Consider the following 24793-nt stretch of genomic DNA (forward strand, 5'->3'; position numbering starts at 1 on the left):
GCTGGAGTTCGGCGTCCCCGATGAACGGCAGCCCGGCCTTGCGCGCGGCCTTGCGGGCGGCCAGAGCGTCGTTCCACACCATGCGGGCACACCCGAAGGTCTGGGCGAGCAGCTGCCGCTGAGGGGCGTCGGGGTAGAGCCTGTAGTTGTAACGCAGCTTCACCTTGGCCACCTCCGACCCGCCAGCCACGATCACCCCAGCCGTTGGTCGAACACTTTAGCATCTGGTCTATGAGCCAGGAAGTGGAATATTGGCGAGGCAGGAACGTGGTTTCCGCGATGCATGTCCATTTGGTCTTTGTCACCAAATGTCGCAGAAACGTGTTCGACGACGCGATGCTCCGCAGATGCGAAGACATCATGATCGAGGTATGCGACAGTTTCGAGGCCGAGCTGCGCGAGTTCAACGGCGAGGACGACCACGTTCACCTGCTCGTGCACTACCCGCCGAAGGTCGCCATCAGCAAACTGGTCAACTCGTTGAAGGGCGTCTCCTCCCACTACCTGCGCAAAGAGTTCACCGGACGGGTCAACCGGGCCATCATGCACGGTCACTTCTGGTCCCCGTCCTACCTCGCCGCGTCCTGCGGCGGAGCACCACCATCGATCATCAAGCAGTACATCGAACAGCAGCGCCGACCAGTCTGACACCCTGCGTCCGCGCTACGCGCTCCGGTCTGTCCCGCCCCCGGCGGGCCATCCCCTGCAGGGGACGCATCCATCCCCGCCCCGAAGCTGAAGGACGGGGCCTTCTGCGGTTTCTCGGTAATTCACCTGTTCCAGCACTGCGAACAGCCCGAACCCCAGACCCGGCCAGCTTCCCGCCCCCCCGGATCGGTCACCACCGCCCAGCCGATGAACAGCAGCCCGGCGACCAGCACGGCAACGTTGCCCCTGCGGGCGACAACGAAGGCTCCGGCTCCGCGTAGGGATCTGGTTCGCGTGGCGATCTGGCGGAGTTTGACGAACCAATACCCGGCCCCCTCCAGCAGAAGAAGCGCGAACAACGCGAACCCCACGCTGTTTGCCGCTGTTACTGGAAACCCCAGCACGCCGAACCAGACCACCGCCTGAAGCGGGATGTTCCTTGCGGATGAAGTTGTCGGAAGAGACCCGCGCTGAACTGCCGCGGGACATGTTGATTCGGACGTTCTCGGGTGGAGTTGTTCGCGTCTTGTTGTCAGTGAACCAACGGTCAGTGCCAAACGCTGTGTTTCCCAGACGAACGGGGCAGCTGCCTGGACCCGCGACGGTTCAGCGTTCGCGACGGCCAGGGGCCTGTAAAGCGGTGCTGGAATCAGATTGTGAGCGGCCCCGGCACGGATGGATCTTTCCAGACCTGCAATCGACCAGTGCGGAAGCGGACTCAAAGACGGCCGCCGCGCCGAACTCGCCGCCGGGGAAGCCACATGACCACCCCGTTCACCGCCCCCCGACGCCGACTCACCCCTCTACGCTTGTGACCAGCGCTACGGCTGGCCCTGACCTGCACCGACACCGCGCGTTCCTGTCCGGGTCCTTCGACTGCCCGCATTCGACGCACGCGCGCTCGGGCCTCAGTACATGCTGAGCGCGTCGACGCGGTCCATGAGGTCGGAGTACTCACTGTCCGCGTCGTCGATGATCTCCTGAGGTGTGCGCGCTTCGCGCCATCCGAAGTGGTCCTCGGCGATACGGGCGATCGCGGGTTGCGGGTCGGCGTCCCAGTAGGAGGAGCCGAAGGTGATGGCTTCGTAAGGGCCGATGCCGCCCGCGAGCCCTGATCAGGGCAAAAGGCGCCCATCGCTCTCCCGGGCGCCGGCCCGGTCAGAGGGCGGCGCAGGTCGCCTCGGGTGGCGGATGATGACGGCGGCCACGGCCAGCGCGACGAGCGCCGCCACATCGGCGAGTGCGACCGGGGTCAGGTTCGGGTGCGCGTCCGAGCTCGTGAACACCAGGAGGATGAACGACACCTTGCCGACCGTGGCGGCGGCCAGCACCGGGATCCGCAGGCTCGGCAGAAATGCCGCGGCCAGCAGCGCCGCACCGAGCAACGCCAGCATCACCGCGCGGTGCCGCAGAAGCAGGGTGCTGGTGGCGTCAGCGGCCACGACGCCGTAGACGCCGGCCAGCTTCGACGGCATCAACACGATGAGGCCCGGGGCGAGGTTGAGCATTCCCACGACGCCGAACAACGCCATGCCGATCCCGCGGGTGAACGAGCGCACCGTATCCTCCAATGAACGTTCCGAATCCGGTAAGCCTGCGGGAGACGTCGATGTCAGCGCTTTCACGGACCTGCCGCGACACGGCGTCACCCCAGGGCCGGGAAGCTCCGGACGGGCAGGCGGCGGTGTGGTTGTGGCCGGGCCGCGCCCTGTACGCGGGGCCGTCTCTGCGGCTGGGCCCGCACTCCGGCGCGGTGGCATGCGTGGCCGTCGGCGTGGACGCGCCCTTCACCGTACGGCGCACACCCGACGGCGAAGTGCGGGCGCGGACCGCTCTCGTCCCGCCACGGGTCCGGCACCACCTCATCGCGGGCGGCGAGCGCATGGCCTTCCTCTACCTCGACCCCGGTTCGGCCGAGGATCGGGCGTGCCGGGCCAGGTTCGCGGCCGGCGACCACGGCGTCCTGACCGGGCACGAAAGCGAGGCCGGCCTGCTGGTCCGGGCGGCGGCCATTTCCGCGCACAGCCCTGACCAGGAGATCGCCGCCTGGACGGCCGAGGCCACCGGGCATGTGGCGGCGTCGTTCACCGACCCCCGGATCGCCGCCGCCATGCGCCGTCTGATCGGCGCGGACGAGCCGTTGCCCGCCGCGCTGCTGGCAGCCGAGTTCGGACTGTCGGAGTCGCGCTTTTTGCGGTTGTTCAGTGAGCGTACGGGCACCTCGTACCGCAGGTTCCGGCTGTGGGCGCAGATGCACCGGGCCGCCCGTGCGCTGGCCGAGGGCGCGAACCTCACCCGCGCCGCGGCCGACGGCTATTTCGCCAGCCCGTCCCACTTCAGCACCGCCTTCCATGCGATGTTCGGCCTTCCCCCGAGCGCCCTGCTCTCCCGGAGCCTGACAATCCGGTGCCTGGATCCCGTGGGGCTCACCAGGTGATGGCGGCCAGCAGCGCGCCGCCGCCGACGGCCTCCACCCAGAAGTACAACCACGAGGGATAGAACGCCGACGGCTGCTCGACCGCCCGCGCCACCAGCCGTCCGAAGGCCATGCCCAGCAGGGACACCGCGACGGCCACGACCACGCCCGTCCGTATCCCGCCCGTGTCGGCCGCCGCTGCCAGCAGCAGGCCCGCGACGGCCACGCCGAAGCCGCCGTACACGGCGCGGATCTCGGTGCGTGCCTCGGCCGAGTCGGCGACGATCCGGAACGGCCTGATCAGCGCGGCAGGCGAGAGGAGACCGTAAAGGCCCATCCCGAGGAAGAAGACCGCCATCACGACGATCACGACAGCCGACATGAAGGTACTCCTCTGTGCGTCACAGCAGCTTGCCTGGTCGAGCCAGCCTGTCGCACCCGCGCCGCACCCGGCTTTCACCGACCCGCCGCGTCCGGGCCTGCGGCGCACGCGCCCGCCGGTCGACCTGAGCGCGGTGGTCGCATTGGTCTTCCGTTCAGTGGGTGTGCTGCTTTCGCGGTCATGAAGCGCCGCATATCGTTCACGCGCCAAGGTGTACGAGAGCGCTCTCTCATGGCCGGCTCAGCGTAGAGCCGTGTTTCCCCTGTCCTCGTGCCGGCGACAGCCGTGCCCGGAACGCAGAGGTAAGACCATGCGCTCTTCTCTTCACCCACCCCGCCCTCTTCACCGCTCCCGCACATGGACCTCCTGGCCGGTGGCCTGTGTGTCGCTGGCCCTCGCCGCCGTAACCGCGCTGTTCGGCGGTGGCGCGCTGCCCGCCCAGGCGACCTCCGCCGCCGCTGACCTGCTCTCTCAGGGAAAGCCGGTGACCGCCTCCTCCGTCGAGAACGCCACCACGCCCGCCGCGGCGGCCGTCGACGGCAACGCCACCACCCGCTGGGCGACCGCCTTCAGCGACCCGCAGTGGTTACAGGTCGACCTCGGCGCCTCCGCCACCCTCAGTCAGGCCGTCCTGAACTGGGAGGCCGCCTACGCCCGGGCGTTCCAGATCCAGACGTCCGGCGACGGCGTCACCTGGACCACCGTGTACTCGACCACCGCCGGCACCGGAGGCACCCAGACCCTCAGCCTGACCGGAACCGGACGGTACGTGCGGCTGTACGGCACCACCCGCGCCACCCCGTACGGCTACTCGCTGTGGGAGTTCCAGATCTACGGCACGCTGGGCGGCGGAAATCCCGGCGGCACCATCCCCGACCCGACCATCCAGTCCCTGGAGGCGACCAACGGACCGCTGACCACCTCCGCCTACACCGTCCCCAGCCCCAGCGGCTACCGGGCGGGCACGATCACGTACCCGACCGCCGCAGGCTCCTACCCCGGCGTCATCCTGATGCCCGGCTACCAGGGCACCCAGCAGAACCTGAGCTGGCTCGGCCCGCGCCTGGCCTCCTGGGGTTTCGTCGTGCTCAACGTCGACACCAACACGCTGACCGACAGCCCTGACCAGCGCGGTACCCAGATCAGGGCCGCCGGGACCCAGTTGATCAACCTCAGCAACGCCACAGGCAACCCCGTCTCCGGCAAGGTGAACGGCACCCTGGGCGTGTCGGGCCACTCCATGGGAGGTGGCGGCACGATGGTGGCGCTGCGCGACGACACCCGTTTCAGGGCGGGCGTGCCCTTGGCGCCATACCACCCGAGCGGGAGCTTCGCCGCCGTGGCCAAGCCGACGTTCTTCCTGACCTGCGCGAGCGACGTCGCGGCGCCCGGCAGCACGTACGCCAGGCCCTGGTACAACAGCATGACCCAGGCCGAGAAGTTGTACATCGAGGTTCCCGGCGACCATCTCTGCCCGATGACCGGCTACGGCAACAAGGCCAAACAAGGCAAGTGGATCGTGTCGTTCTTCAGTAGGTGGCTGCGGAACGACACCCGCTTCACCCCGTTCCTCTGCGGCACCCAGCGCGACGCCGACAAGAACAACACCTCTCTCGTGACCCAGTGGACGGACACCTGCCCGTTCTGACCGGCTTCCGCTCGTGAATCGCTGGGCCTGGCGGACGCGCGCGCCGGGCCCGGCTCTCTGCTGTCCTCGGCACTCTCAAGCGCCGCATGCCATGAGCAGGCGAGATGACGGCGATGTTTCAAGATTGTTATGAACCACAACAAACTGGCCCCGCTGAGAGGCTGGACCAGCCCGCCTCCACGAATTACGTTGCCGCAGACAACATTCACCCGACCTGTGAGGTCGCGTACATCACGAATGCGGGCATCTCGAAGCGCGAGCGACTGTCGGAGGCACTGCCCATGACCTTGACCAGCGCAGCCACGTTCACCTCGTCCAGGCAACCGGACCCCACCCGATCGGTGGCCAGCCGGGTCCTCAGCGTCCTGGACGCCTTTTCCGGCGAATGCCGCCGTCTGACCGTGTCCGACATCAGCCGTCGGACCGGGATGCCTCTGACCACGGCCCACCGCCTGGTGGGCGAACTGGTCTCCTGGGGCGCCCTCGAACGTGACCGTGACGGCCGCTACCAGATCGGCCTCCACCTGTGGGAGGTCGCGGTGCTGGCCCCCCGCGGCCTGGGACTGCGCGAGGTGGCCATGCCGTACCTGGAGGATCTGTTCGCCGCCACCCGCCAGCACGTCCAACTCGCCGTACTCGACGGTCTGGACGTCGTCTACATCGAGCGCATCTCCAGCCGCGACGCCATCCACGTCCACAGCCGCGTGGGCGGACGCTGGCCCGCCCACGCGACGGGCGTCGGCCTCGTGCTGCTCGCGAACGCGCCGCAGACGGCCCAGGAGCAGGCCCTGTCCGGTCCGCTGGCGGCCTTCACGAGCAAGACCATCGTGGATCCGGGCGCCCTGCGACGGATGCTGGCCGAGGTCAGACGCACCGGCTACGCCCTCAGCGACCGCCAGGTCACGCTCGATGCGGTTTCGGTGGCGGCCCCCATACGCAACGCGGCGGGCGAGGTGGTGGCCGCCCTGTCGGTCGTCGTCCGCGCCGGCGCGCCCCTGCCGGGCACGGTCCCCGCCGTCCTGGCCGCCGCCCGGGGCATCAGCCTCCAACTCCTCAGAAACCCGCAAGGCCCATAGAGGCACTTTCACGCCGCGACAAGGGTCGAGCAGGCAGGAAGCCGCCCTCGATCGGAAGAGATTGCGTGATCACTGGACTCCGCCGCCGTCAGGCGGATCGCGACGCCCGGCTTGCCTCGCGCTCCACAACGGCACCCACGATGCGCTCGCCGGGCCGCGGTTCACTCTTGCCTCGTGAGGGGGCGCTGCGACGAGCGCCCCCTCACGCATCACCGTGGTGAACGAATTACTTGCTGGCCTCAGCGAGGTCGACGATGGCGGCAGCCGCCCGGAAGTACTTGTTACGGCCAAGGTCGCCGATCGTCTTGACGCCGAACGCCTTGGCCAGCGCCTCGGCGTCCGCCTCGCTTACCCCGGCCAGCCCGGCGACCGGTGCGTCCGGCAGTTGCTCCAGCGGGGTGCTTTCGTAGGCCTTGTCGAGAAGCTTGTCCAGATTGGCGGCAACCGCCATCTTTACCTCCGATTGTGGGTGATCAACTCATGCCGCTGTCGCGACTTGATCATCATCGCAGATAAGCGACGAACGCTGACACGTCATACAAGGTAAGTTCATGTCGCGTCTTCAATGCGACATGTCGTGTATGGGGGAGCTGTCAGCATCGGCTGGTTCCGTGGAGAACGCCCGAGCCCCAGGTCAGGATGTCGTGCCCTTCGCGCGGAAGGCGGCCAGTTCCTTGGCGGCCTCGTTCAGGTCCTTGGCCGTGTCAATGGCTCGCCAGTACACGCCTTGCGGCAATTCGTAACCCGCGAGCCGACGCTGCCGCGCGAGGTGGGGGAACGTGGTGCGCTCGTGGTCACCAAGATCCGGAAGCATCGGGGTGAGCTGGGCGGAGAAGACGTAGACGCCGGCATTGACCGGATAAGGCGAGGGCGGAGCCTCGACGAAGTCCAAGACATTGCCGAAACGATCGACATCGACGGTGCCCCAGGGGAGCCGGGGGCGGGCCAGGGCGAGGGTGGCGCGCGCGTCACGCTCATGGTGGAAAGCCGCCATGGCCCGCAGGTCGAAGCGGGTCCAGATATCGCCGTTGGTGGCATACCAGGGCTCGCTCCGGCGGGGCAGTGAAGCGGCGGCGAACTTCAATCCGCCGCCGCGCCCGAGCGCTTCCGCCTCGACCACGGGGATCACGTTGAGCGGCAGGTTCGCCGTGCTGAGCCAGTCGAGCACCACCTCGGCAAGGTAGCCGCAGGAGATGACGGCATCGGTCACCCCCTCCGCTGCCAGCCATTGCAACTGGTGGCCGATGATGGGAAGACCGGTACCCGGGATCTCGACCATCGGCTTGGGCCGGGTGTCGGTGTAGGGACGCAGGCGTGATCCATGGCCACCGGCGAGGATCACGGCCTGGGTCACCGGCCGCGATGCCAGCGGCGACTCGCCGGCAGACGGAATGAGGTCGTCCGAAGTCATGCCGTCAATCTAGCGTTGATCTTGGTTGGGGGGCTGGGACGCCTGATCATTCCCCGTGCGGGACCATTTCGATGCCCGTCGGAGGAGGGCTGGGCGGCGCGGGCCCCGTCCGAATCGGGCTGGGGCCGCTCGTTGCGGCAGGACTTGGCGGGGACGGTGCTCCTCCGGGCTCGGGCAGGTGGGCGAACTCCCCGACCCGCAACTTGACCGGCACGTACAGGCGCACAGGCCCGGCGTACCTGAACGTGAACGTCATCGGCACCACGGTCCCGCGCACACCGCTGACCATGGACAGCGGCCTCTCCCCGGTGCCGACCGGCTGGTTGGGCGGCAGGGCGACGGGGCCGGGCAACTGCGCCGTGCCGCCTCCCTCGATGGTGATCCGATCGAGCTGATCGGGTTTCTGACCGCCGTTGATCAGCACCCCGTACAGCGCGAGCAGCGGGCTGGGCGAGACCGGGTCGCTTCCGTTCAGGAGGAAGATGTTGCGCAGGTAGAGCCGGCCTTGGGTGGTGGCGTTGGCGTTGGCGCCCGGGTTCGGAGGAACCGAGTTCGAGGGGTAGGTGCCCACGCTCGCGCAGCCGGTGGCGGCCAGCGCCATGACGATGACGGCAGAGGCGATGGGACGCATCGCTGTGCCCTCCTCTCGACACCCAGGGTTTCATTTCGACTACCCTCCGTGAGGCTCTCCGAACCTTCCGGGGACGGACGTCGGGCTGATCTCCCGACAAAACCGTTGATCTCTTCGGCATTGCTACCGATAGTTGCTTTTGCGGGGCGGTCGATCCCCGCCGGACTGGCCGCAGGCGCCCTGCTCATCTCAGGGAGTACCGATGAGAAAACCGCTGATCTGCCTGATGCTGCTGCTTACCGCCTGCAGCGCCGCACGACCGGAATCCCTTGTGGACAAGGATGAGGTGATCGTCGCCATTCGTTCCGACGTCCCGCTGATCAGTTTCCGGGGGCAGGACGGCGCCTACGACGGCTTCAACATCGACGTGGCCGAATATCTCATCTCCCGGCTGGGCAAGCAGATCCGCTGGCTGGAGATCAAGGCCGACGACCAGCTCACCGTGCTCACGGACAACCGTGCCGACCTGGTCTTCGCCCACCTGTCGGTCACCCCGGAGCGGAAGAAGGTGATCGACTTCGCCGGGCCGTACCACGTCGACTTCCAGGACATCGCGGTACGGCCGGCCGACAAAGGCGTCATCCGGGACGTCCGCGACCTGAAGGGCCGCAAGATCTGCTGGGTACGCGGCACGAATATCGCTCAGCGGATCATCGACGAGCGCCAGGTCAAGGCGACCGCCGTCCCGGCGCCCGACTACGACGCCTGCCTGGAGATGATGAAGGACGGAAGGATCGACGCCATCTCCACCAACAGCCAGATCCTGGCGGGGCTGCTCACCAAGCCGGGTGTCGACCTGCACCTGGTTGGCGCGACTTTCAACGAGCAACGCACGTCGATAGGCGTTCGCAAGGGCGACGTCGCCGGCTGCGAGGAGCTCAACCGGGCCATCACCCAGATGTACCAGGACGGCACGGCGCGCAGGTTGCTGGACAAGTGGTTCGGCAATTCGGGCATCGACCTGTCGGTGGTCTCTGTGCCGCAGTTCGAGGGCTGCTCCTAGACTCATACGGTTTCCACAAACGTCGGGTGAGGTCGGCGATTGCTTCGTTCGGCGGGGGAGCGGCCGGAGGAGCCTTCGAGGATCGTCGAAATGGGCGTTCACCATCGGTGGAGTGGGAATGTTCGGCACGAGCGCCGTGGCCCGGAGTTGCGGCGGGAACGGTCCTGTCGTGACCGACCCCTGGGGATTCCGCTCCCCCACCACCTACTGCCGCAACTACGTGGGCGGCGCGCTCTACAGCGCGACGGGGAAGGTCGGCCACCTCAACGCGGGCCGTAACTGGTTCGCCTGCCAGGCGAAGGGCGGAGAGAACCCGGCGGTGGGCGGCGCGCGCAACAACTACTGGCTCTACACCAAGGGCGATACGGCCTACGCGGACGGGGGCTGGGGCTGGTTCCCCGCGACCATGGTCTCCGGCGGGGGCAACTACGAGCGTGTCCCCGACATGAACCTGTGCAGCAGGTCCACCAGGGTGCCCAAGTAACCAGGGCAGGCGCGGCGGCGGCCTGACGGGCCGCCGCCGCGCCTTGCGCGACGCCGGTTTACCGGTAAAAGGGGATACACAGGACGATAACGTAGCGAAATGCTCAACCCTAGCCATCTGCGCACCCTGGCCGAGGTCATCGAGACCGGTTCGTTCGCCGAGGCCGCGCGGCGGCTCGGCTACACCTCCTCGGCCGTGTCGCAGCAGATGGCAGCGCTGGAGCGGACCGTGAAAGCGCAGCTGTTCGAGCGGGAGGCGCACGGGATCCGCCCGTCGGCGACGGCGGAGTTCATCGCGGCGCGCGGCGCGGATCTGCTGGTGGCGATCGAGGAGCTGCAGGAGGAGATCGCCTCGGTGGTGGCCGGGCGGGCGGGGGCGCTGCGGCTGGGGAGCTTCCCGACGGCCAACGCCCGGGTGGTGCCGCTGGTGATCGCGAACCTGGTGAGGGCGCATCCCGGGATCGAGGTGCAGCTCGACGAGGGGGAGCCGGAGCGGATCCTGGAGTTGCTGACTGCGGGGAGCGCGGACGTGGGCGTGGTGTACGCCTACGACCTGGTCCCGATGACGTGGCCGGTCGAGCTGACGCCGGTGGAGCTGCTGGTGGAGGACCTGGTGCTGCTGCTGCCCTGCGGCTACCGGATCCAGGGGCCGATCGAGGATGTGGGCGTGCTGCGGTCGGAGAAGTGGATCTCCAGCCAGGCGGACACCGCGGGCTCGACGTGCCTGGCCAGGTTGTGCGCCGCGAGGGGCTTCGAGCCGAGGATCGCCTTCAGGAGCAACGACTACGACGTGGTGCGCGGGCTGGTGGCCGCGGGCGTGGGGGTGGCGGTGGTGCCGGCGCTGGCGCACATGCCCGATCCGGCGGTCCGCGCCCAGCGGCTTGTCTCCTCGCCCCGCACGCGGCGTCACGTGCTGGCCCTGCACCGCACGGCGAACTCCAACCCGCTGCTGGGCGAGGCGCTGCGGGCGCTGCGGCAGGCCTGCCGGAAAATCCAGGAGGAGATCTGAGCGCCAGCCCAAGCGCCGCTTATCGCCCTGGCAAGTTTTTCTCGCACTGGCCCGCCTTGTGCGGTTGCTTAATTGCTGTTTAGCATCAATTCACCGCTATAACCCATGAATCCGGTTCGGCGAGGAACCGCGCTCGCCTTTTGATTCGTGCCGTGAATCCACCGGCCGCCGCCACTCCATCCCCCCGCAGTATCGAGGAAGTAGCGTGGTTGACCTGTCCCGATATTAGGAAATGATCAGGGCCCACGAATGGGTCGTCCCCGAACGTTACAACGTGGCCGCCGACGTCGCCGACAAACATCCCCGCGACAAACTCGCCATGATCTGGACCGACAATGGCGGCGCCGACCGCCGCATATTCTGGGGAGAATTGCAGGACCTCGCCGCCCAATTCGCCAACCGTTACGCGGAGATGGGCGTGGGCGAAGGCGATCGGGTGGCGATCCTGCTGCCGCCCCGCCCGGAGAGCGCCGCCGCGATCGTCGCGGTGCTCAAGCTCGGCGCGATCGGCGTCCCCATGGCGCCGCTGTGGAGCGACGACTCGCTGCGTTACCGGCTCTCCGACGCCGGCGTGCGCCTGCTGGTCACCGACGAGAAGAACGCCGCCCGCGGCCTGTCCGGCCACGCCGAGTCGACGTTCGTGGTCAGCGGGCCCGAATCGGTCAGCGGCTGCTCCACCGCGTTCGAGACGGCCGACACCGGCGCGGACGACCCGGCGCTCATCTACTACACCTCCGGCTCGACAGGAAACCCCAAGGGAGTGGTGTCCCCGCACCGAGGACTGATCGGCCACAACGAGTTCGGCTACTGCCAGGACCTGCGCGACGGCGAGACCTCGTACTGGATGGGGGACTGGGCCTGGGGCGTCTACAAGATCCTCGGCCCGTGGCGGTACGGCGCGGTCAACTTCGTCTACGCCACCGAGCGGCGTTACGACCCGGAAGGGCTGCTGGCGGCGCTGTCACGCCACCAGGTGAGCAACCTGTTCGTCAACCCCACCGGGTTGCGGCTGATGATGCGCGAGGTGCCCGACGCGGGCAGGCGCTTCCCCCAGGCGTTCCGCGTGTGCTGCAGCGCCAACGAGCCGCTCGGCGAGGCCGAGAGCGCCTGGTTCACCGAGCAGTTCGGGATTCCCGTGCTGCAGAACTACGGCATGACCGAGGCGTACCCGATGGCGGGGAACTTCCTCGGCGTCCCGGTGAAGCCGGGCTCGATGGGCCTGCCCGTGCCCGGCTGGGACGTCAGGGTGCTCGACGAGCACGAGCGGGAGCTCGGTCCCTGCGCGCCGGGGGAGATCTGCCTGCGGGCCGGGACCAATCCGCAGTACCCGCTCGGCTACTGGAACAGGCCGGAGGAGTCGGCCAGGACGTTCGGGGGCGAGTGGTTCCACACCGGCGACGCGGCCTACGCCGACGCGGACGGCTACCTGTTCTACCTCGGCCGCAGGGACGACCTGATCAAGTCGTCCGGATATCGCATCAGCCCGGCCGAGGTCGAAGAGGCCTGCGCGACGCACCCGGCTGTCCTGGAGGCCGCCGTGATCGGCGTTCCCGACCCCGAGCGCGGCCAGCGGGTCAAGGCGTTCGTGATCCCGGAACCGGGCCGGGAGGCCGGCGCCGAACTCGCCGCGGACATCAAGGAGTTCGTACGGGCCAACCACTCCGCCTTCGGCTACCCGAAAGTGATCGAGTTCGTGGACGACCTGCCGCGATCGCAGTCGGGCAAGGTCAGCCGCGCCCCGCTGCGCGCCCGCCGGCCGGGCGCCGAGTACTGAGAAAGGACCTTCCGTGACCACCGATCTCGCCCGGCTGAGGGCGGATTCCGCCCTGGCGACCACGTACTACAGCAAGATGTTCTCCGCGCTGACCGCGATCACCTACCGGGAGAAGGGGGAGGCCGCGGTCAACGACCTCTGGTTCCGGGTGCTGACCGGCCACCAGGGCGAGCGGTACATGGAGGGCTTGGAGAAGCTGGGCATCCACAAGGCCCCGCCCGCCGTCGCCGCCGCCAAGTACCACTACTTCACCAACATCATCGGCGGCCTGAAGATGGAGTACGTCGAGGAGTCGCCCCGCAAGGCGTGGGTCCGCTATCTGGCCCCGATGTGGATGTACTCGGGCGTCGCCCTGATCGCCATGCCCGCCTCGGTGCGCCGCACGGTGTTCAGCTCCTGGCATCCGCGCAACGGCCGCTACATGGGCTGTCCCAGGCTCGGTTACGTCGGCACGAAGTTCTCGATGGAGGGCGACCCGTACGACGAGGGCTACTTCATCGAGCACGACCGCGACCTGGCCGAGGAGGAGACGCTTCGGTTCGAGGTGGTCACCCGCACGCCGGAGTTCGACCCCGCCGCCGCCCCCGTGCTCGACCCCCAACTGTGGCCCGAGGCCCGCGTGCTCAAGGCCCGCCCGAAGTTCTCCTCCGGCTACGTCCGCTCCACGGTGGACTGCCTCTACGAACGGTACGGCGAGCTCACCACGCATCAGCTGGTCCGCTCCGCCATGCGGATGCTGGCCACCCAGCTCACGCCGGACCTCGCGGCGGGAATCGGCGGCGAGTCGGTCGCCGACATCGCCGCCTTCCACCACACGCTGGTGCGCGCCACCCGCCGCGAGGCCGCGCTCGAACGCGTGGACGCCACGACCTTCCGGGTCGTCGTGCGCGGCACCCAGCCCTTCGGCGCCGACGGCCCGGCGGAGCTGAGATCGGCGTTCTTCGAGTTCCACAGCATGGCCACGCGGATGCTCAACGGGCACGTGGCCGCCTCGTTCGCCTCCCGGGACGGCGTGGACGTCTGGGAGTTCACCGACACCGGCCGCTGGCTCTGGTGAGGAGGCGACATGGCTCAGCCGACGACCTCGTCGTCCACCCCCGGTCCCGAGGGTCCGCGCGATCGCAGGATGGCGGTCAGAGCGCTGTCCGGGGTAGCGGTCGGAAATTTCGTCGAGTGGTATGACTTCGCGGTCTACGCGTACTCGACCAAGGCGATCGCCACCCTGTTCTTCCCCGACGCCGACCCGGTGACCGCGCTGCTCGGCACCCTGGCCATCTTCGGCGTCACCTTCCTGTCCCGTCCGGCCGGTGGCGTCTTCTTCGGCAGGCTCGGTGACCGGATCGGCCGCCGCAACACGCTGTCGATCATCCTGCTGCTGATGGGCGCGGCCACGACGCTGATCGGCCTGCTGCCGGCCTACGGCGCCATCGGCGTCGCCGCGCCGATCCTGCTGGCGCTCCTGCGGCTGGTGCAGGGCTTCTCGGCAGGCGGTGAGTCCTCCGGCGGCGCGACGTTCCTCAGCGAGTACGCCCCGCCGAACCGGCGCGGCATGTGGTCGGGCCTGTCCAACAGCACCCAGACCCTCCCCTTCGCGGTGACCGCGATCCTGGTGCTGGCGATCAGCACCGGCATGCCCGAGGACGCCTACCTGTCCTGGGGATGGCGGATCCCGTTCCTGCTGGCGGCGCCGTTCGCGCTGGTCGGCCTGTACGTCCGGCTCAGGCTGGAGGACACTCCCGTCTTCCAGAAGCTGCAGGACTCAGGCACGGTGGAGCACGCGCCGCTGCGCCACGTGGTCCGCGGCTACAAGCCGGAGCTGTTCACGCTGATCGGCGTCGCGTCCCTGAACGCGGTCGCCTTCTACACCATGTCCAGCTATATGAGCACGTACCTCACCGAGGTCGCCGGGCTGGACGAAACCACCGCGCTGTTCTCCAACGCGATCGCCCTGTGCGCCTACAGCGCGCTCATCCCCGTGATGGGCCTGCTCGGCGACAGGCACGGCAGACGCCGCGTCATCCTGGCCGGCGCGATCGCGCTGGCCGCGCTGGCCCTGCCCGGATACCTGATCGCCGGCACCGGCGGGATGGGGACCGCGGTGCTCGGGCAGTTGCTGCTGACGGTGCCGCTGGTGGCGGTGGCATCGGTCGTGGCGGTGGCGCAGGCCGAGTTGTTCCCCGCGGCGGTCCGCTACACCGGCGCGGCGCTGGGCTACAACATCGCCTACGCCGCCTTCGGCGGGACCGCGCCGTTCATCGGCCAGTTCCTGGTCGAGACCACGGGCTCCAGCATCATGCCCGCCTACTACCTGATCGTGCTGTCGCTGCTCGCGCTCGTCCCGATCCTGCGCCTTCCCGAGACGTCGCGGGTCACGATGCTGCGCGGCGACAACACCGAAATGCGAAGGAGCCGACCATGAGCGAGGACGACGTCCTCGTACGGCACGACGGACAGGTCGCCGTGCTCACCCTGAACCGTCCCGCCTCGTTGAACGCCTGGGACATGGCCATGCAGGACACGGTGCGGCGGCGATTCGGCGAGTTCGCCGCCGACGAGCGCACCAGGGCCGTGGTGATCACCGGGGCCGGCGAGCGGGCGTTCTGCGCCGGCCAGCACCTCGCCGAGACGGCCGGGTTCGGGCCGGAGAACGTGGACGCCTGGCTGGACAACTTCCGCTCGCTCTACCGCGCGGTGCTGGAGATCGACAAGCCGGTGGTGGCCGCGATCAACGGCGTCGCCGCGGGCTCCGGCTACCAGCTCACCCTGCTCTGCGACGTACGCGTGGCGCACCCGGGCGTGCGGATGGGCCAGACCGAGGTGTCGTCCGGCATTCCCAGCATCACCGGCATGTACCTCACGATGCGGGCGCTCGGCGGCTCGCGCACGCTGGAACTGATGATGTCCGGCAGGCTCATGGAGGCCGACGAGCTGAAGCAGGCCGGCCTCGTCCATCACCTGGTCCCGCAGGGCGACGTGCTCGCCACAGCCGTCAAGATCGCCGGGCAGCTGGCCGAGCAGCCGTCGGTGGCGATCGCGCTGACCAAGCAGCGTTACCGGGACCTGATCACTCCCAGCCTGTGGGAGGCGTTCGAGGCCGCCCGCGCCATCGACAGGAAGGCGTGGGCCTCCGGCCAGCCCCAGCAGGTCATGCGCGACTTCTTCGCGGCGAGGCGGAAGAGGTGACAGGCCCGGCGGACTGGCAGGAGATCATCGCGGGCGCGGTCATCCCCGGGCTGCTCGCGCGGGCCGCCGAGGACCGGCCGGGCTCGCCCTACTGCGAGTTCGGCGGGTCCGTGACGACGGTCGGCGAGCTCGCCGCCCACGTCGAGGCGGCGGCGGCACGCCTGGCCGCCCTCGGCGTGCGGCCGGGGGATCGGGTGGCCGTCCTGCTGCCCAACCATCCCGACCACATCGTGGTGATCCTGGCGCTCATCGTGCTGCGCGCCACCTGGGTGCCGGTCAACCCCCGGCTGCGCGGGGCGGCCCTGCGCCACGTGCTCAGCGACGGCGACCCCTCGCTCATCCTGGTGGACAGCTCGCACGCGGGCCTGGTCGGCGAGCCGGGCCCGCCGGTCATCGTCAGAGACCGCGCAGGGCAGCGGGCCGATCCGAGCTGGCTGGGCGAGGCCCACGGCGCGTTCGCGGTACGGCACGGCGACCCGGAGGACGTGGTGGCACTGATCTACACCTCGGGCACCACGGGACCGGCCAAGGGCGTCCAGGTGACCGACCGGATGTTGCGGACCGCGGCGCTCGGCGTGCTGTTCACCACGGACCCGCGCGAGGGCGAGGTGTACTTCCTGTGGGAGCCGCTGTGCCATGTCGGCGGGGCCCAGATGGTGTTCGTGCCGCTGCTGCGTCCGGTCCGGCTCGCGATGGTCGACAGGTTCTCCGCCTCCCGGTTCTGGGATCAGGTGCGCTCGTCGGGCGCGACCCACGTGCACCAGCTCGGCGGCATCCTGCAGGTGCTGCTGAACAGGCCGCCGTCGGAGGCGGAGTACTCCCACCGGCTGCGGATGGCCTGGGGCGGCGGCGTGACCACGCGCACCTGGCAGGAGGCCGAGCGGCGTTTCGGCCTGCGGGTCGCCGAGTGTTATGGCCAGACCGAGGCGTCGAGCTTCCTGACCGTCAACACCGAGGGGCCGCAGGCGGGGGTGGGGCGGGTGCTGCCGTACCTGCGGGCCGCCGTACAGGACGAACACGGGGCCGAGGTGCCCGCAGGGGAGAGCGGCGAGATCGTGGTCAGGGCCGAGGGACTGCCGGTCGTGACGCCCGGCTACTTCCGCGACGAGGACAGGACCGCCGCGGCGCGCCGCGGCGGCTGGTGGCGCACCGGCGACCTGGGCCGTTTCGACGAGCACGGCAACCTGCACTTCATCGGCAGGGCGGACGACTCGGTGCGGCGGCGCGGCGAGAACGTGTCCGCCTGGGAGGTCGAGACCGTCATCAACACCCATCCGGCGGTGGCCGAGAGCGCCATGATCGGCGTGCCGGCCGAGATCGGCGAGCAGGACATCAAGGTGTTCATCCTGCCCGCGGCGGGTGCCAGGGTCGATGCCGACGAGCTGCTCCACTGGTGCGCCGAGCGGCTGGCCGACTTCCAGATGCCGCGTTACATCGCCGTCGTGGACGACTTCCCGCGCACGCCCAGCGAACGGGTGATCAAGAGCAGGCTGCCGAGGTCCGTCGAGGACTGCTTCGACGCCCGCGCGACGGACAGGACGCGGTCATGACGCCCGTTCCCACCTGGCGGCTGCGGGCGGCGTTCGCCCGCTCGTTGTCGGACATGTACGGGCAAGAGGTGCCGGCTTACACCACGCTCGTCGAGGTCACCTCCGAGGTGAACTCCGACGTGCTGCGTCGCGAAGGCGCCGCGGCGCAACGCCTTGGGACGATCGAACGGGTGACGGCCGAACGGCACGGCGCGATCCGGGTGGGGACGCCGCGCGAGCTGCGTCAGGTGAGCCAGGTGTTCGCCGCGCTCGGCCTGCACCCGGTCGGGTTCTACGACCTGCGGGAGGCGCCCGTCGGTTCGATCCCGGTGGTCTCGACGGCTTTTCGGCCCGTCGACGCCGCCGAACTGGCGCTCAACCCGTTCAGGATGTTCACCTCGATCCTGACGCCGGACGACCGCCGTTTCTTCGACGCCGAGCTCCAGGAGGGGTTGGAGGCGTTCCTGGAGCGCAGGCGCCTGTTTCCGCCGGAGCTGCTGGCGCTGGCGGAAAGGGCCGAGCGGGAGCGGGAGCTGCCCGCGGCGGCGGCCGGACGCTTCCTCGAGCTGGCCACGGCCGCCTTCGAACTCTCCGCGGAACCGGTCGACCGGGCCTGGTACCGGCGGCTGGAAGCCGTCTCCGGTGTCGCCGCCGACATCGGCGGCCTCACCTCGACGCACATCAATCACCTGACGCCGCGGGTGCTCGACATCGACGAGCTGTACCGGCGGATGTCCTGCCGGGGCATCCGGATGATCGAGGAGATCCAGGGGCCGCCACGCTGGCACGGGCCCGACGTGCTGCTGCGGCAGACCCCCTTCCGCGCGCTGGCGGAACCGCGCCGCTTCGTGCTGCCGGACGGGCGGGTCGAGCCCGGCGCGCTGCGCGTGCGCTTCGGCGAGGTGGAGGCGCGCGGCATCGCGCTCACCCCGTCAGGCCGGGACCTGTACGACGCGATGCTCGCCGAGGTCGACGCCAGGCTCGCCGCCACACCCGGCGCCCGCAGGCAGGACGTCGCGCGGGCCGTGTGGGCCGAGCGGCTGCCGGACAGCGAGGCCGAGCTGGCCGCGCGGGAGCTGGGCTTCTTCCGCTACCACCTGCTGGAGCGGCCCAGGGACGGGCGGCGGCCCCCTTCCGACCTCGCCGGGCTGATCGGCGGTGGCTGGATCGGTGTGGAGCCGATCGTCTACGAGGATTTCCTGCCGCGCTCGGCCGCCGGGATCTTCCAGTCCAACCTCGCGGGGAACGGCTCCAGGGACGTCACCGCCGAGGGCTCCGGGCGGGATGCGCGCTGGATGGCGAACGTCCTGGAACGCACCGTTCACGACCCTGCCGACCTCTACGCCGAGAAAAGCCGTGAATCGCTGCGCCAGGTGCGGAGCCGGCTCTAGCTTCCCCACACAGGACGTCAGCTTCCTCTGACCGGCTTGACGTCATCGTGATGGCTTTCGGCGTCATATCGAATTGTGGTGACGCCACTATGATGTCATAGTGGCGTCATGGACCTTGCGCCGTACGTCGATCACCTTCGACGCGAACTCGCCATCGCCGCCGGAGCGGGCGACGAGGAGGCTCGCGCGCTGGCCGAGCGCCTCGCCGCGACGTTGGAGCCGGCCACCCGCCTCGTTCTGCTGGAAGCCCTGTCCACCGCCGCGGACGAGATCACCCGAGACCTCGCGCCCGGCTCGGTCGAGGTGCGCCTGCGCGGACGCGACCCCGCTTTCGTCGTGACACCATCGGCCGGCCGGCCGTTCGAGGAGGAGGGCCAGGCCGAACGGCTCGACGAGCCGCCCGCCCCGCCGCCGCCCCCGGACACCGACGACGGCGGGACGTCGCGGATCTCGCTCCGGGTCCCCGAGCAGCTCAAACCGCGCATCGAGGCGGCGGCCGCCCGCGATGGGCTGTCGGTCAACGCCTGGCTGGTCCGGGCCGTCTCCGCCGCGCTCGACCCGGGCGACGCCGGCCGCCGCTCCGGGCCGCGCACGACTCAGCAGAGCGGCAAGCGCTACAGCGGCTGGGTGCGCTGATGACCACGACGACATCTGAACAGGGGAGTGCAATGCCGACGTTCGACACCCCGGAACCCATTCTCGCCGTCATCGACGTGGCGACCGCCGACGTCAGGATCAACGCCGGCGACCGCGCCGACACCGTCGTCGAGATCCGCCCGAGCGACGAGTTCAACGACGCCGACGTGCAGGCCGCCGAGCACACCCGGGTCGAGTACGCCGACGGCAGGCTCCTGGTCCGCGCGGACCAGGACCGGGCCGGCTGGACGTCCGGCTGGGGCCTGTCGTTCGACAAGCTGATGGAATCGCCCACGGACTGGGCGCGTTCGCTGCTGCTCGGGAACGGCTCGGTCGAGGTGACCATCGACCTGCCCGCGGGCTCCCACGTCGATGCCAGGACGGCGGCGAGCCTGCGCTGCCGGGGCGCGCTCGGCGAGGTCAGCTTCACCACCTCCTACGGCGACATCCAGGTCGCGCAGGCCGGCCGGCTGCGGCTGAACTCCACCCATGGCGACATCCAGGTCACCCGCGCGGCCGGGCACGCCGAGGTCAGCACGACCAACGGCGACATCCGCATCGGCGAGATCGACGGCACGGCGGTGGTCAAGTCCTCACACGGCGAGGTCCGCCTCGGCGAGGTGACCGGCGAGCTGCGGCTGAACTCCGCCCACGGCGACAGCACCGTCGAGCGCGCCCTGGCCGGCGTCGCCGCCAAGACCGCCTACGGCAGCGTCCGGATCGGCGAGGTGGTGTCCGGCTCGGTCGTCCTGGAGACCACCGGCGGCGGGCTGGAGCTCGGGATCCGGGAGGGCAGCGCCGCGTGGCTGGACGTGAGCTCGACATACGGCACCGTGGACGTCTCCCTGGCCCCCAGCGACGGCCCCGGCGAGTCCGACCAGGTCGTCGAGGTCCGGGCGCACACCGCCTACGGCGACATCGTCATCCATCGTTCCTGACAACCAAGGAGATCGTCATGCCAGACGCGATCGTGGCCGAGGGCCTGGCCAAGAAGTACGGCGACGTGGTGGCCCTGGACGGGCTGGACCTGACCGTCCCGGAAGGCACGGTGTTCGGGCTGCTCGGCCCGAACGGCGCGGGAAAGACCACCACCGTGCGGATCCTGACCACGTTACTGAAGCCGGACGCCGGGCACGCCACCGTGGCCGGGTTCGACGTCGTACGCGACGCGCACCGGCTGCGCGCCCACATCGGCGCCTCCGGCCAGTACGCCGCCGTCGACGACCACCTCACCGGCGCCGAGAACCTGGAGATGGTCGGCCGCCTCTACCACCTGGGCGTCGGGCGTGCCAAGCGGCGCGCCCGCGAGCTGCTGGAACGCTTCGACCTGACGGAGGCGGGCGACCGCCCGGTGCAGGGCTACTCGGGAGGCATGCGGCGCCGGCTCGACCTGGCCGGCGCGCTGGTCGCCAACCCGCCGGTGCTGTTCCTCGACGAGCCCACGACCGGCCTCGACCCTCGGGCCAGGGCGGGCTTGTGGGACGTCATCTCCGACCTCGTCACGGCGGGCACGACGGTGCTGCTCACCACCCAGTACATGGAGGAGGCCGACCGGCTCGCCGACCGTATCGCGGTGGTCGACCACGGCCACGTGATCGCGCTCGGCACCGCCGACGAACTCAAGGACGAGGTGGGCGGCGACCGGATCGAGTTGTCGGTGACGAGCGCGGCAGACCTGGAGACCGTCAGGCGGACGCTGGCGCCGATGGCCGCAGGAGAGATCCAGACCGACGCCACCGCCCTGCAGGCGACGATCCCGGTCACCGGCGGCGCGGTCGCGCTGACCAGGGCGCTCGGCCACCTGACCGCCGAGCGCGTCACCGTACGCGACGCCGGGCTGCGCCGCCCGACCCTGGACGACGTTTTCCTGACCCTGACGGGACACCAGGCCGACCAGAAGACCAAGGAGACCGTCCGATGAACACCCTGCGGCTGACGATCGCCGACGGCATGACGATCACCAAGCGCAACGCGTTGAAGATCAAGCGAGCACCCGACCTGCTGGGCGGCGTGGTTCTGCTGCCGATCGTGTTCGTGCTGATGTTCACCTACGTCTTCGGCAGCATGGTCGACCTGCCCGGCATGTCCTACACGGAATACCTGATTCCCGGCATCTTCGTGTTCACGATCGCCGGGAGCGCCCAGATCACCGGCTACACCCTCACGCAGGACCTGCAGAAGGGCATCTTCGACCGGTTCCGCACCCTGCCGATGTCGCCCTCGGCGGTGCTGACCGGCCAGACCGCCAGCGACCTGATCATGAACGTGACCAGCATCGTCACCATGGCGCTTGTCGGGCTGCTCGTCGGGTGGCGCATCCACACCTCACCGCTCGAAGCGGCCCTGGGATTCGGGGTGCTGCTGCTGTTCGCCTACGCCTTCTCCTGGGTGACGGCGACGGTCGCGCTGGCCCTGCGCACGCCCGAGGTGTTCAACAACGTGGCCACCCTCGTGTCGCTTCCGCTGGTCTTCCTGTCCAACGCCTTCGTCGACAGCGCGCGCCTGCCCGGGCCGCTGAAGCTGATCGCCGAATGGAGCCCGATCTCCACGCTCATCCAGGCCGCCCGCGAACTGTTCGGCAACACCAGCGCGGCCATGCCCGTGCCCGACTCCTGGCCGCTGCGGCACGCGGTGCCGGCCACGCTGCTGTGGTCGCTCCTGCTCCTGGTGGTGTTCGTGCCGATGGCCACGCGGCTGTACAAGAGGGCGGTCAGCCAATGATCTCCCACGAAGCGTCGGCGCGGGTCTCCGACGGCGACCGCGAGATGACCGTCCAACGGCTGCAGCAGGCGTACGCCGATGGACGGCTCGAGACCGCCGAACTGGAACAGCGGCTCGAACGGGCCCTTACCGCCGCATCCCACGGCGACCTGGTGGCGGTCACCGCCGACCTGCCCGGCCTCCCGGAGGAGGTGATCCAGCTCGCCTCCGTCGGCGGGATCATCAGGCGGGCGGGCGACTGGCAGGTCCCGCGGCGGCTGCGCGTCGCCTCCGAGTACGGCCAGGTACGGCTCGACCTGTCCCACGCCGTCGTCCGGCACCCCGTGATCGAGATCGACCTCCACCTCCCCTACGGCTCCGCCAGGATCGTCCTGCCGCCAGGAGCCAGCGCGAACACCGACAAAGTGCGCAGCGAATGGGGCAGGGTGGCCTGCAAGGCGGCCGGCCGTCCACGTCTGGGCAATCTGCACGTGGAAGTCACCGGAGAAATCACCTACGGCCGCCTGATCATCCGCAACTCGCGCCGCTGACACACCCCGGATCAGGCGGGTCAGACGCGGGGGCTTGACTCGTCCCGATCTCCCGCTTGCGGCTCCTTGACGCCGAGACGGGCGTCGACCAGCAGGCCGGCCAATCCGATCGTCGCGCAGATCACGGAGACGACGAGCAGGGCCGGATCGGTGCGTCCGGTGAGCGCGTCGCCGAGAACGACGACGGCGATCGTGCCGGGAAGCACACCGGCGGCCGTCGCGATCAGGAAGGGCACGAGCCGGATCGACGACACGCCGGCGCAGAAGTTCACCAGCGGGAAGGGAACCGGCCCGATCAGCCGCAGCGACCCCACCGCGAGCCAGCCACGACGGGCCAACCGGCGGTCGACCTCCGCGACCGCCGGATGGGTCAGCCGCGCGGCGATCGCGTCGCGGCCGATCGCACGCACGAGCAGAAAGGCCAGCGCCGCGCTCACCGTGGCGGCGGAGATCGCGATCGCGATGCCCGTGACCGGCCCGAACAGGAGCCCGGCGCTGAGCGTGAACGGGGTACGCGGGAAGGCGACGGTTACCAGCGCGTGCGTGACGAAGAACACGAAGGGGAGCCACGGACCGGCCGTCCGTGCCCAGTCGCGGATCTGCCCGACGTCCGGATACGGGACGAACAGCGCGATCGCGGCGAACGCCGCGAGGAGCGCTACGGCGCCGATCACCCTCGGACCACGGAGCCGTCGCACACAGCGGCGGACCACGGAGACGACGGTTGTGGTGAGAGTTCCGACCAGCATGGGCTCGCTTTCAACATCAAACTGATGTGATGTTATGTGGAGTTCGGTGAAGGGGCGAACAGCGCTGCGGCGGTCACGGGACCAGCGCGGTGACGGCGGTGGCCAGATAGAGGCAGCCGCCGACGGCGACGGCGACGCCCGCCAGGGCGGGCATCCAGGCCGTCAGCGTGCGCAGCGGCCGCAGCCTCGGCGCGCGACGGCCCAGCAGCGTGGCTCCGCGCACGGTCACGATCCCGACGGCGGTCAGCGTGACCGCCATCCCGACGCCGAAGGCCAGCACCAGCACGACGGCGTCCAGCGCCCGTCCGGTGAGCAGGCCGCTGACCAGCACGATGAACGCCGAGGGTGAGGGGACCAGCCCGCCGGACAACGCGAGCGCGGTGAGCCCCCGCCGCGACCACGGATCCATCAACTGGTCATGCCCATGCCCATGCCCATGCCCATGCCCGTGGCCGTGTGCCTTCTGGTGGCGGAGGCTGTGAAAGTGGCGGTACGCCAGGTGGGCGCCGACGGCGATCACGACCGCGCCCGCGATCGCCTGCAGCCAGGCGGTGACGACCTTGGTGCCCACAGCGGCGCTGGTCAGACCCACCCAGGCCAGCGCGAGCGCGAGCACCGAGACCGTGTGCATCAGCGCGACGACCACGCCGAGCCGCAGCGCGTCGCGGTAGCGGCCGTGGGTGCCGATCAGGTACGCCGCCGTCACGCTCTTGCCGTGCCCCGGCGCGACCGCGTGCAGCGCGCCCACACCCAGCGCGACGGCCAGCACCAGCCAGAACGCCCCCGCCCCGTCGAACAGCGCGATCAGGTAGTTCTCCTGCTCGGTGGCGCCGTTCATCGGCTGCCGCCCGCGTCGTGCCGCTGCGCCACGTCATGGGCGCCCTGCGGGTCGCGGGCGTCCGTGCGACGGCGGCGTACCAGGAAGGCGGCCAGCACGCCGAGCACGGCCAGCAGCGCGACGATGGGCACCGCGAGCGGCACCCCGCCCGCCGCCGCCGGGTCGAAGCGCAGGCGCCGGGTGCCGGTCGCCGCGGTGAGCACCGTCTGCGCGGGCTCGGCGGGCGTCTGGGCGGTGAGCACCGTCCGGTACGCCTCGTTCAGGTCGGTCAGCGCGTCGATCCTGACGTCGACGTCGACGACCGGGTCCGCGCACTCGAAGCGGAACCTGGCGCCCTCGGCGACCAGCCGCTCCAGCGGCTCCAACTCGGCCTGGCAGGGCCGTCCCGCCTGGGTCACCGCGATCCTGGCCAGCAGGTAGTCGCGTACGGCGGCGGAACGGGCGAGCTTCTGCTCGCCCGTCAGCGTGGTGTCGGTGCCGGCGGCCGGGTTCTCGAACGCGCCGAGCGAACGGCCGAGCGCCACCCAGTCGTCCTCGGCGGGCAGCCAGGCGAGGCTCACCCGCGAGCCCTCGACGCCGATCCTGGCCATGCTCGGCGGCCCGAACGGATGCGCCGCCGCGACGGCCGCCGGCGCGAGGGCCAGCGCGGCGGCGACGAGCGGCACGCAGGCGCGTGCGATGAGGGTACGGGTCACGAGGCGGCTCCTGCGCTGGGGGGAAAGCCGGGTGAGGCCG

28 protein-coding genes are annotated in these 24793 nt (G+C 69.9%); 18 read left to right on the plus strand and 10 right to left on the minus strand.

Annotation, left to right across the window (positions count from 1 at the left end; all coding sequences use genetic code 11):
- The coding region (locus ACFOY2_RS52405; RefSeq protein ID WP_379535695.1) for a helix-turn-helix domain-containing protein at positions 1-190 on the minus strand (190 nt) is incomplete at its 3' end.
- A 41-nt stretch (positions 191-231) separates the two neighbouring features.
- Between ACFOY2_RS52405 and tnpA the strand changes: the two genes are divergently transcribed.
- Positions 232-648, plus strand: a complete 417-nt coding sequence (gene tnpA / locus ACFOY2_RS52410) for an IS200/IS605 family transposase (RefSeq protein WP_379535696.1) — start codon at positions 232-234, stop codon at positions 646-648.
- A gap of 122 nt (positions 649-770) precedes the next feature.
- On the opposite strand, the gene ACFOY2_RS52415 is transcribed toward tnpA, so the two are convergent.
- Together ACFOY2_RS52415 and ACFOY2_RS52420 are read right to left on the minus strand one after the other, a co-directional pair.
- Positions 771-1067 carry a hypothetical protein gene (locus tag ACFOY2_RS52415; protein ID WP_379535697.1) on the minus strand — a complete coding sequence of 99 codons (297 nt, stop codon included), beginning with the start codon at positions 1065-1067 and terminating at the stop codon, positions 771-773.
- 696 nt (positions 1068-1763) lie between these two features.
- Entirely contained in the window at positions 1764-2207 is a 444-nt protein-coding gene (locus ACFOY2_RS52420) for a hypothetical protein (protein ID WP_379535698.1), read from the minus strand.
- Between the two features lie 50 nt (positions 2208-2257).
- Here ACFOY2_RS52420 and ACFOY2_RS52425 point away from each other — a divergent pair, with 50 nt between their 5' ends.
- Positions 2258-3085, plus strand: a complete 828-nt coding sequence (locus tag ACFOY2_RS52425; RefSeq protein WP_379535699.1) for an AraC family transcriptional regulator — start codon at positions 2258-2260, stop codon at positions 3083-3085.
- On the opposite strand, the gene ACFOY2_RS52430 is transcribed toward ACFOY2_RS52425, so the two are convergent.
- Positions 3075-3446 carry a DUF4345 family protein gene (locus ACFOY2_RS52430; RefSeq protein WP_379535700.1) on the minus strand — a complete coding sequence of 124 codons (372 nt, stop codon included), beginning with the start codon at positions 3444-3446 and terminating at the stop codon, positions 3075-3077. The genes ACFOY2_RS52425 and ACFOY2_RS52430 overlap by 11 nt on opposite strands.
- A gap of 382 nt (positions 3447-3828) precedes the next feature.
- On the opposite strand from ACFOY2_RS52430, the gene ACFOY2_RS52435 reads away from it, so the two are divergent.
- Together ACFOY2_RS52435 and ACFOY2_RS52440 are read left to right on the plus strand one after the other, a co-directional pair.
- Positions 3829-5094 carry a poly(ethylene terephthalate) hydrolase family protein gene (locus tag ACFOY2_RS52435; RefSeq protein ID WP_379535701.1) on the plus strand — a complete coding sequence of 422 codons (1266 nt, stop codon included), beginning with the start codon at positions 3829-3831 and terminating at the stop codon, positions 5092-5094.
- 281 nt (positions 5095-5375) lie between these two features.
- The gene (locus tag ACFOY2_RS52440; protein ID WP_379535702.1) at positions 5376-6170 is read left to right on the plus strand and encodes an IclR family transcriptional regulator; all 795 of its coding nucleotides are present in this window, start codon (positions 5376-5378) and stop codon (positions 6168-6170) included.
- 226 nt (positions 6171-6396) lie between these two features.
- Here ACFOY2_RS52440 and ACFOY2_RS52445 read toward each other — a convergent pair whose 3' ends face one another.
- The 3 genes from ACFOY2_RS52445 to ACFOY2_RS52455 form a co-directional block, all read right to left on the minus strand.
- Positions 6397-6621, minus strand: coding sequence for a hypothetical protein (locus ACFOY2_RS52445; RefSeq protein ID WP_357818836.1), 225 nt, complete (start codon positions 6619-6621; stop codon positions 6397-6399).
- A 183-nt stretch (positions 6622-6804) separates the two neighbouring features.
- A complete protein-coding gene (locus tag ACFOY2_RS52450; RefSeq protein ID WP_379535703.1) occupies positions 6805-7581 on the minus strand; it encodes a nucleotidyltransferase family protein in 777 nt (258 codons plus the stop codon).
- A gap of 46 nt (positions 7582-7627) precedes the next feature.
- Positions 7628-8212 (minus strand): hypothetical protein, encoded by a 585-nt coding sequence (locus tag ACFOY2_RS52455; RefSeq protein WP_379535704.1) that lies wholly within the window; start codon positions 8210-8212, stop codon positions 7628-7630.
- Positions 8213-8414: 202 nt separating this feature from the next.
- On the opposite strand from ACFOY2_RS52455, the gene ACFOY2_RS52460 reads away from it, so the two are divergent.
- The 14 genes from ACFOY2_RS52460 to ACFOY2_RS52525 all read left to right on the plus strand — a co-directional run bounded on the left by ACFOY2_RS52460 (position 8415) and on the right by ACFOY2_RS52525 (position 22471).
- Entirely contained in the window at positions 8415-9215 is an 801-nt protein-coding gene (locus ACFOY2_RS52460; RefSeq protein ID WP_379535705.1) for a transporter substrate-binding domain-containing protein, read from the plus strand.
- Positions 9216-9384: 169 nt separating this feature from the next.
- Positions 9385-9699, plus strand: a complete 315-nt coding sequence (locus tag ACFOY2_RS52465; protein WP_379535706.1) for a hypothetical protein — start codon at positions 9385-9387, stop codon at positions 9697-9699.
- Positions 9700-9798: 99 nt separating this feature from the next.
- Positions 9799-10707 (plus strand): LysR family transcriptional regulator, encoded by a 909-nt coding sequence (locus ACFOY2_RS52470; protein WP_379535707.1) that lies wholly within the window; start codon positions 9799-9801, stop codon positions 10705-10707.
- Positions 10708-10939: 232 nt separating this feature from the next.
- Positions 10940-12481, plus strand: coding sequence for an acyl-CoA synthetase (locus tag ACFOY2_RS52475; protein ID WP_379535708.1), 1542 nt, complete (start codon positions 10940-10942; stop codon positions 12479-12481).
- A gap of 13 nt (positions 12482-12494) precedes the next feature.
- On the plus strand, positions 12495-13538 hold the full coding sequence (locus tag ACFOY2_RS52480) for a hypothetical protein (RefSeq protein ID WP_379535709.1): 1044 nt from the start codon (positions 12495-12497) through the stop codon (positions 13536-13538).
- Positions 13539-13547: 9 nt separating this feature from the next.
- Positions 13548-14900: an MFS transporter gene (locus tag ACFOY2_RS52485; protein ID WP_379535710.1), complete on the plus strand. Its 1353-nt coding sequence runs from the start codon at positions 13548-13550 to the stop codon at positions 14898-14900.
- On the plus strand, positions 14897-15664 hold the full coding sequence (locus tag ACFOY2_RS52490) for an enoyl-CoA hydratase/isomerase family protein (protein ID WP_379535711.1): 768 nt from the start codon (positions 14897-14899) through the stop codon (positions 15662-15664). Before ACFOY2_RS52485 ends, ACFOY2_RS52490 begins: the two co-directional genes overlap by 4 nt.
- Positions 15661-17214, plus strand: coding sequence for an AMP-binding protein (locus ACFOY2_RS52495; RefSeq protein WP_379535712.1), 1554 nt, complete (start codon positions 15661-15663; stop codon positions 17212-17214). The genes ACFOY2_RS52490 and ACFOY2_RS52495 overlap by 4 nt, the downstream gene beginning before the upstream one ends.
- Positions 17211-18584: a 2-oxoadipate dioxygenase/decarboxylase gene (gene hglS / locus ACFOY2_RS52500; protein WP_379535713.1), complete on the plus strand. Its 1374-nt coding sequence runs from the start codon at positions 17211-17213 to the stop codon at positions 18582-18584. The genes ACFOY2_RS52495 and hglS overlap by 4 nt, the downstream gene beginning before the upstream one ends.
- Positions 18585-18692: 108 nt before the next feature.
- Positions 18693-19220 carry a toxin-antitoxin system HicB family antitoxin gene (locus tag ACFOY2_RS52505; protein WP_379535714.1) on the plus strand — a complete coding sequence of 176 codons (528 nt, stop codon included), beginning with the start codon at positions 18693-18695 and terminating at the stop codon, positions 19218-19220.
- Positions 19221-19252: 32 nt separating this feature from the next.
- On the plus strand, positions 19253-20158 hold the full coding sequence (locus ACFOY2_RS52510) for a DUF4097 family beta strand repeat-containing protein (protein ID WP_379535715.1): 906 nt from the start codon (positions 19253-19255) through the stop codon (positions 20156-20158).
- Between the two features lie 17 nt (positions 20159-20175).
- The gene (locus tag ACFOY2_RS52515; RefSeq protein WP_379535716.1) at positions 20176-21141 is read left to right on the plus strand and encodes an ATP-binding cassette domain-containing protein; all 966 of its coding nucleotides are present in this window, start codon (positions 20176-20178) and stop codon (positions 21139-21141) included.
- Entirely contained in the window at positions 21138-21941 is an 804-nt protein-coding gene (locus ACFOY2_RS52520) for an ABC transporter permease (RefSeq protein ID WP_357818857.1), read from the plus strand. The genes ACFOY2_RS52515 and ACFOY2_RS52520 overlap by 4 nt, the downstream gene beginning before the upstream one ends.
- Complete coding sequence (locus ACFOY2_RS52525; RefSeq protein ID WP_379535717.1) at positions 21938-22471, plus strand: DUF1707 SHOCT-like domain-containing protein; 534 nt, start codon at positions 21938-21940, stop codon at positions 22469-22471. Before ACFOY2_RS52520 ends, ACFOY2_RS52525 begins: the two co-directional genes overlap by 4 nt.
- A 20-nt stretch (positions 22472-22491) precedes the next feature.
- On the opposite strand, the gene ACFOY2_RS52530 is transcribed toward ACFOY2_RS52525, so the two are convergent.
- From ACFOY2_RS52530 to ACFOY2_RS52540, 3 genes are all read right to left on the minus strand, one after another.
- On the minus strand, positions 22492-23145 hold the full coding sequence (locus ACFOY2_RS52530) for a TVP38/TMEM64 family protein (protein WP_379535718.1): 654 nt from the start codon (positions 23143-23145) through the stop codon (positions 22492-22494).
- A 148-nt stretch (positions 23146-23293) separates the two neighbouring features.
- Positions 23294-24058 carry a nickel/cobalt transporter gene (locus ACFOY2_RS52535; RefSeq protein ID WP_379535719.1) on the minus strand — a complete coding sequence of 255 codons (765 nt, stop codon included), beginning with the start codon at positions 24056-24058 and terminating at the stop codon, positions 23294-23296.
- Positions 24055-24753, minus strand: a complete 699-nt coding sequence (locus ACFOY2_RS52540; RefSeq protein WP_379535720.1) for a hypothetical protein — start codon at positions 24751-24753, stop codon at positions 24055-24057. Before ACFOY2_RS52540 ends, ACFOY2_RS52535 begins: the two co-directional genes overlap by 4 nt.
- Positions 24754-24793 lie beyond the last annotated feature (40 nt).

This window comes from Nonomuraea purpurea, from assembly GCF_042650645.1.
GTDB classification, from domain to species: Bacteria; Actinomycetota; Actinomycetes; order Streptosporangiales; family Streptosporangiaceae; genus Nonomuraea; species Nonomuraea purpurea.

Coding starts and splice junctions, on each gene's coding strand:
- tnpA (WP_379535696.1), top strand. CDS start 232: ATGAGCCAGGAAGTGGAATATTGGCGAGGCAGGAACGTGGTTTCCGCG.
- ACFOY2_RS52425 (WP_379535699.1), top strand. CDS start 2,258: ATGTCAGCGCTTTCACGGACCTGCCGCGACACGGCGTCACCCCAGGGC.
- ACFOY2_RS52430 (WP_379535700.1), bottom strand. CDS start 3,446: ATGTCGGCTGTCGTGATCGTCGTGATGGCGGTCTTCTTCCTCGGGATG.
- ACFOY2_RS52440 (WP_379535702.1), top strand. CDS start 5,376: ATGACCTTGACCAGCGCAGCCACGTTCACCTCGTCCAGGCAACCGGAC.
- ACFOY2_RS52445 (WP_357818836.1), bottom strand. CDS start 6,621: ATGGCGGTTGCCGCCAATCTGGACAAGCTTCTCGACAAGGCCTACGAA.
- ACFOY2_RS52450 (WP_379535703.1), bottom strand. CDS start 7,581: ATGACTTCGGACGACCTCATTCCGTCTGCCGGCGAGTCGCCGCTGGCA.
- ACFOY2_RS52455 (WP_379535704.1), bottom strand. CDS start 8,212: ATGCGTCCCATCGCCTCTGCCGTCATCGTCATGGCGCTGGCCGCCACC.
- ACFOY2_RS52460 (WP_379535705.1), top strand. CDS start 8,415: ATGAGAAAACCGCTGATCTGCCTGATGCTGCTGCTTACCGCCTGCAGC.
- ACFOY2_RS52470 (WP_379535707.1), top strand. CDS start 9,799: ATGCTCAACCCTAGCCATCTGCGCACCCTGGCCGAGGTCATCGAGACC.
- ACFOY2_RS52475 (WP_379535708.1), top strand. CDS start 10,940: ATGATCAGGGCCCACGAATGGGTCGTCCCCGAACGTTACAACGTGGCC.
- ACFOY2_RS52485 (WP_379535710.1), top strand. CDS start 13,548: ATGGCTCAGCCGACGACCTCGTCGTCCACCCCCGGTCCCGAGGGTCCG.
- ACFOY2_RS52490 (WP_379535711.1), top strand. CDS start 14,897: ATGAGCGAGGACGACGTCCTCGTACGGCACGACGGACAGGTCGCCGTG.
- hglS (WP_379535713.1), top strand. CDS start 17,211: ATGACGCCCGTTCCCACCTGGCGGCTGCGGGCGGCGTTCGCCCGCTCG.
- ACFOY2_RS52505 (WP_379535714.1), top strand. CDS start 18,693: ATGGACCTTGCGCCGTACGTCGATCACCTTCGACGCGAACTCGCCATC.
- ACFOY2_RS52510 (WP_379535715.1), top strand. CDS start 19,253: ATGCCGACGTTCGACACCCCGGAACCCATTCTCGCCGTCATCGACGTG.
- ACFOY2_RS52515 (WP_379535716.1), top strand. CDS start 20,176: ATGCCAGACGCGATCGTGGCCGAGGGCCTGGCCAAGAAGTACGGCGAC.
- ACFOY2_RS52520 (WP_357818857.1), top strand. CDS start 21,138: ATGAACACCCTGCGGCTGACGATCGCCGACGGCATGACGATCACCAAG.
- ACFOY2_RS52525 (WP_379535717.1), top strand. CDS start 21,938: ATGATCTCCCACGAAGCGTCGGCGCGGGTCTCCGACGGCGACCGCGAG.
- ACFOY2_RS52535 (WP_379535719.1), bottom strand. CDS start 24,058: ATGAACGGCGCCACCGAGCAGGAGAACTACCTGATCGCGCTGTTCGAC.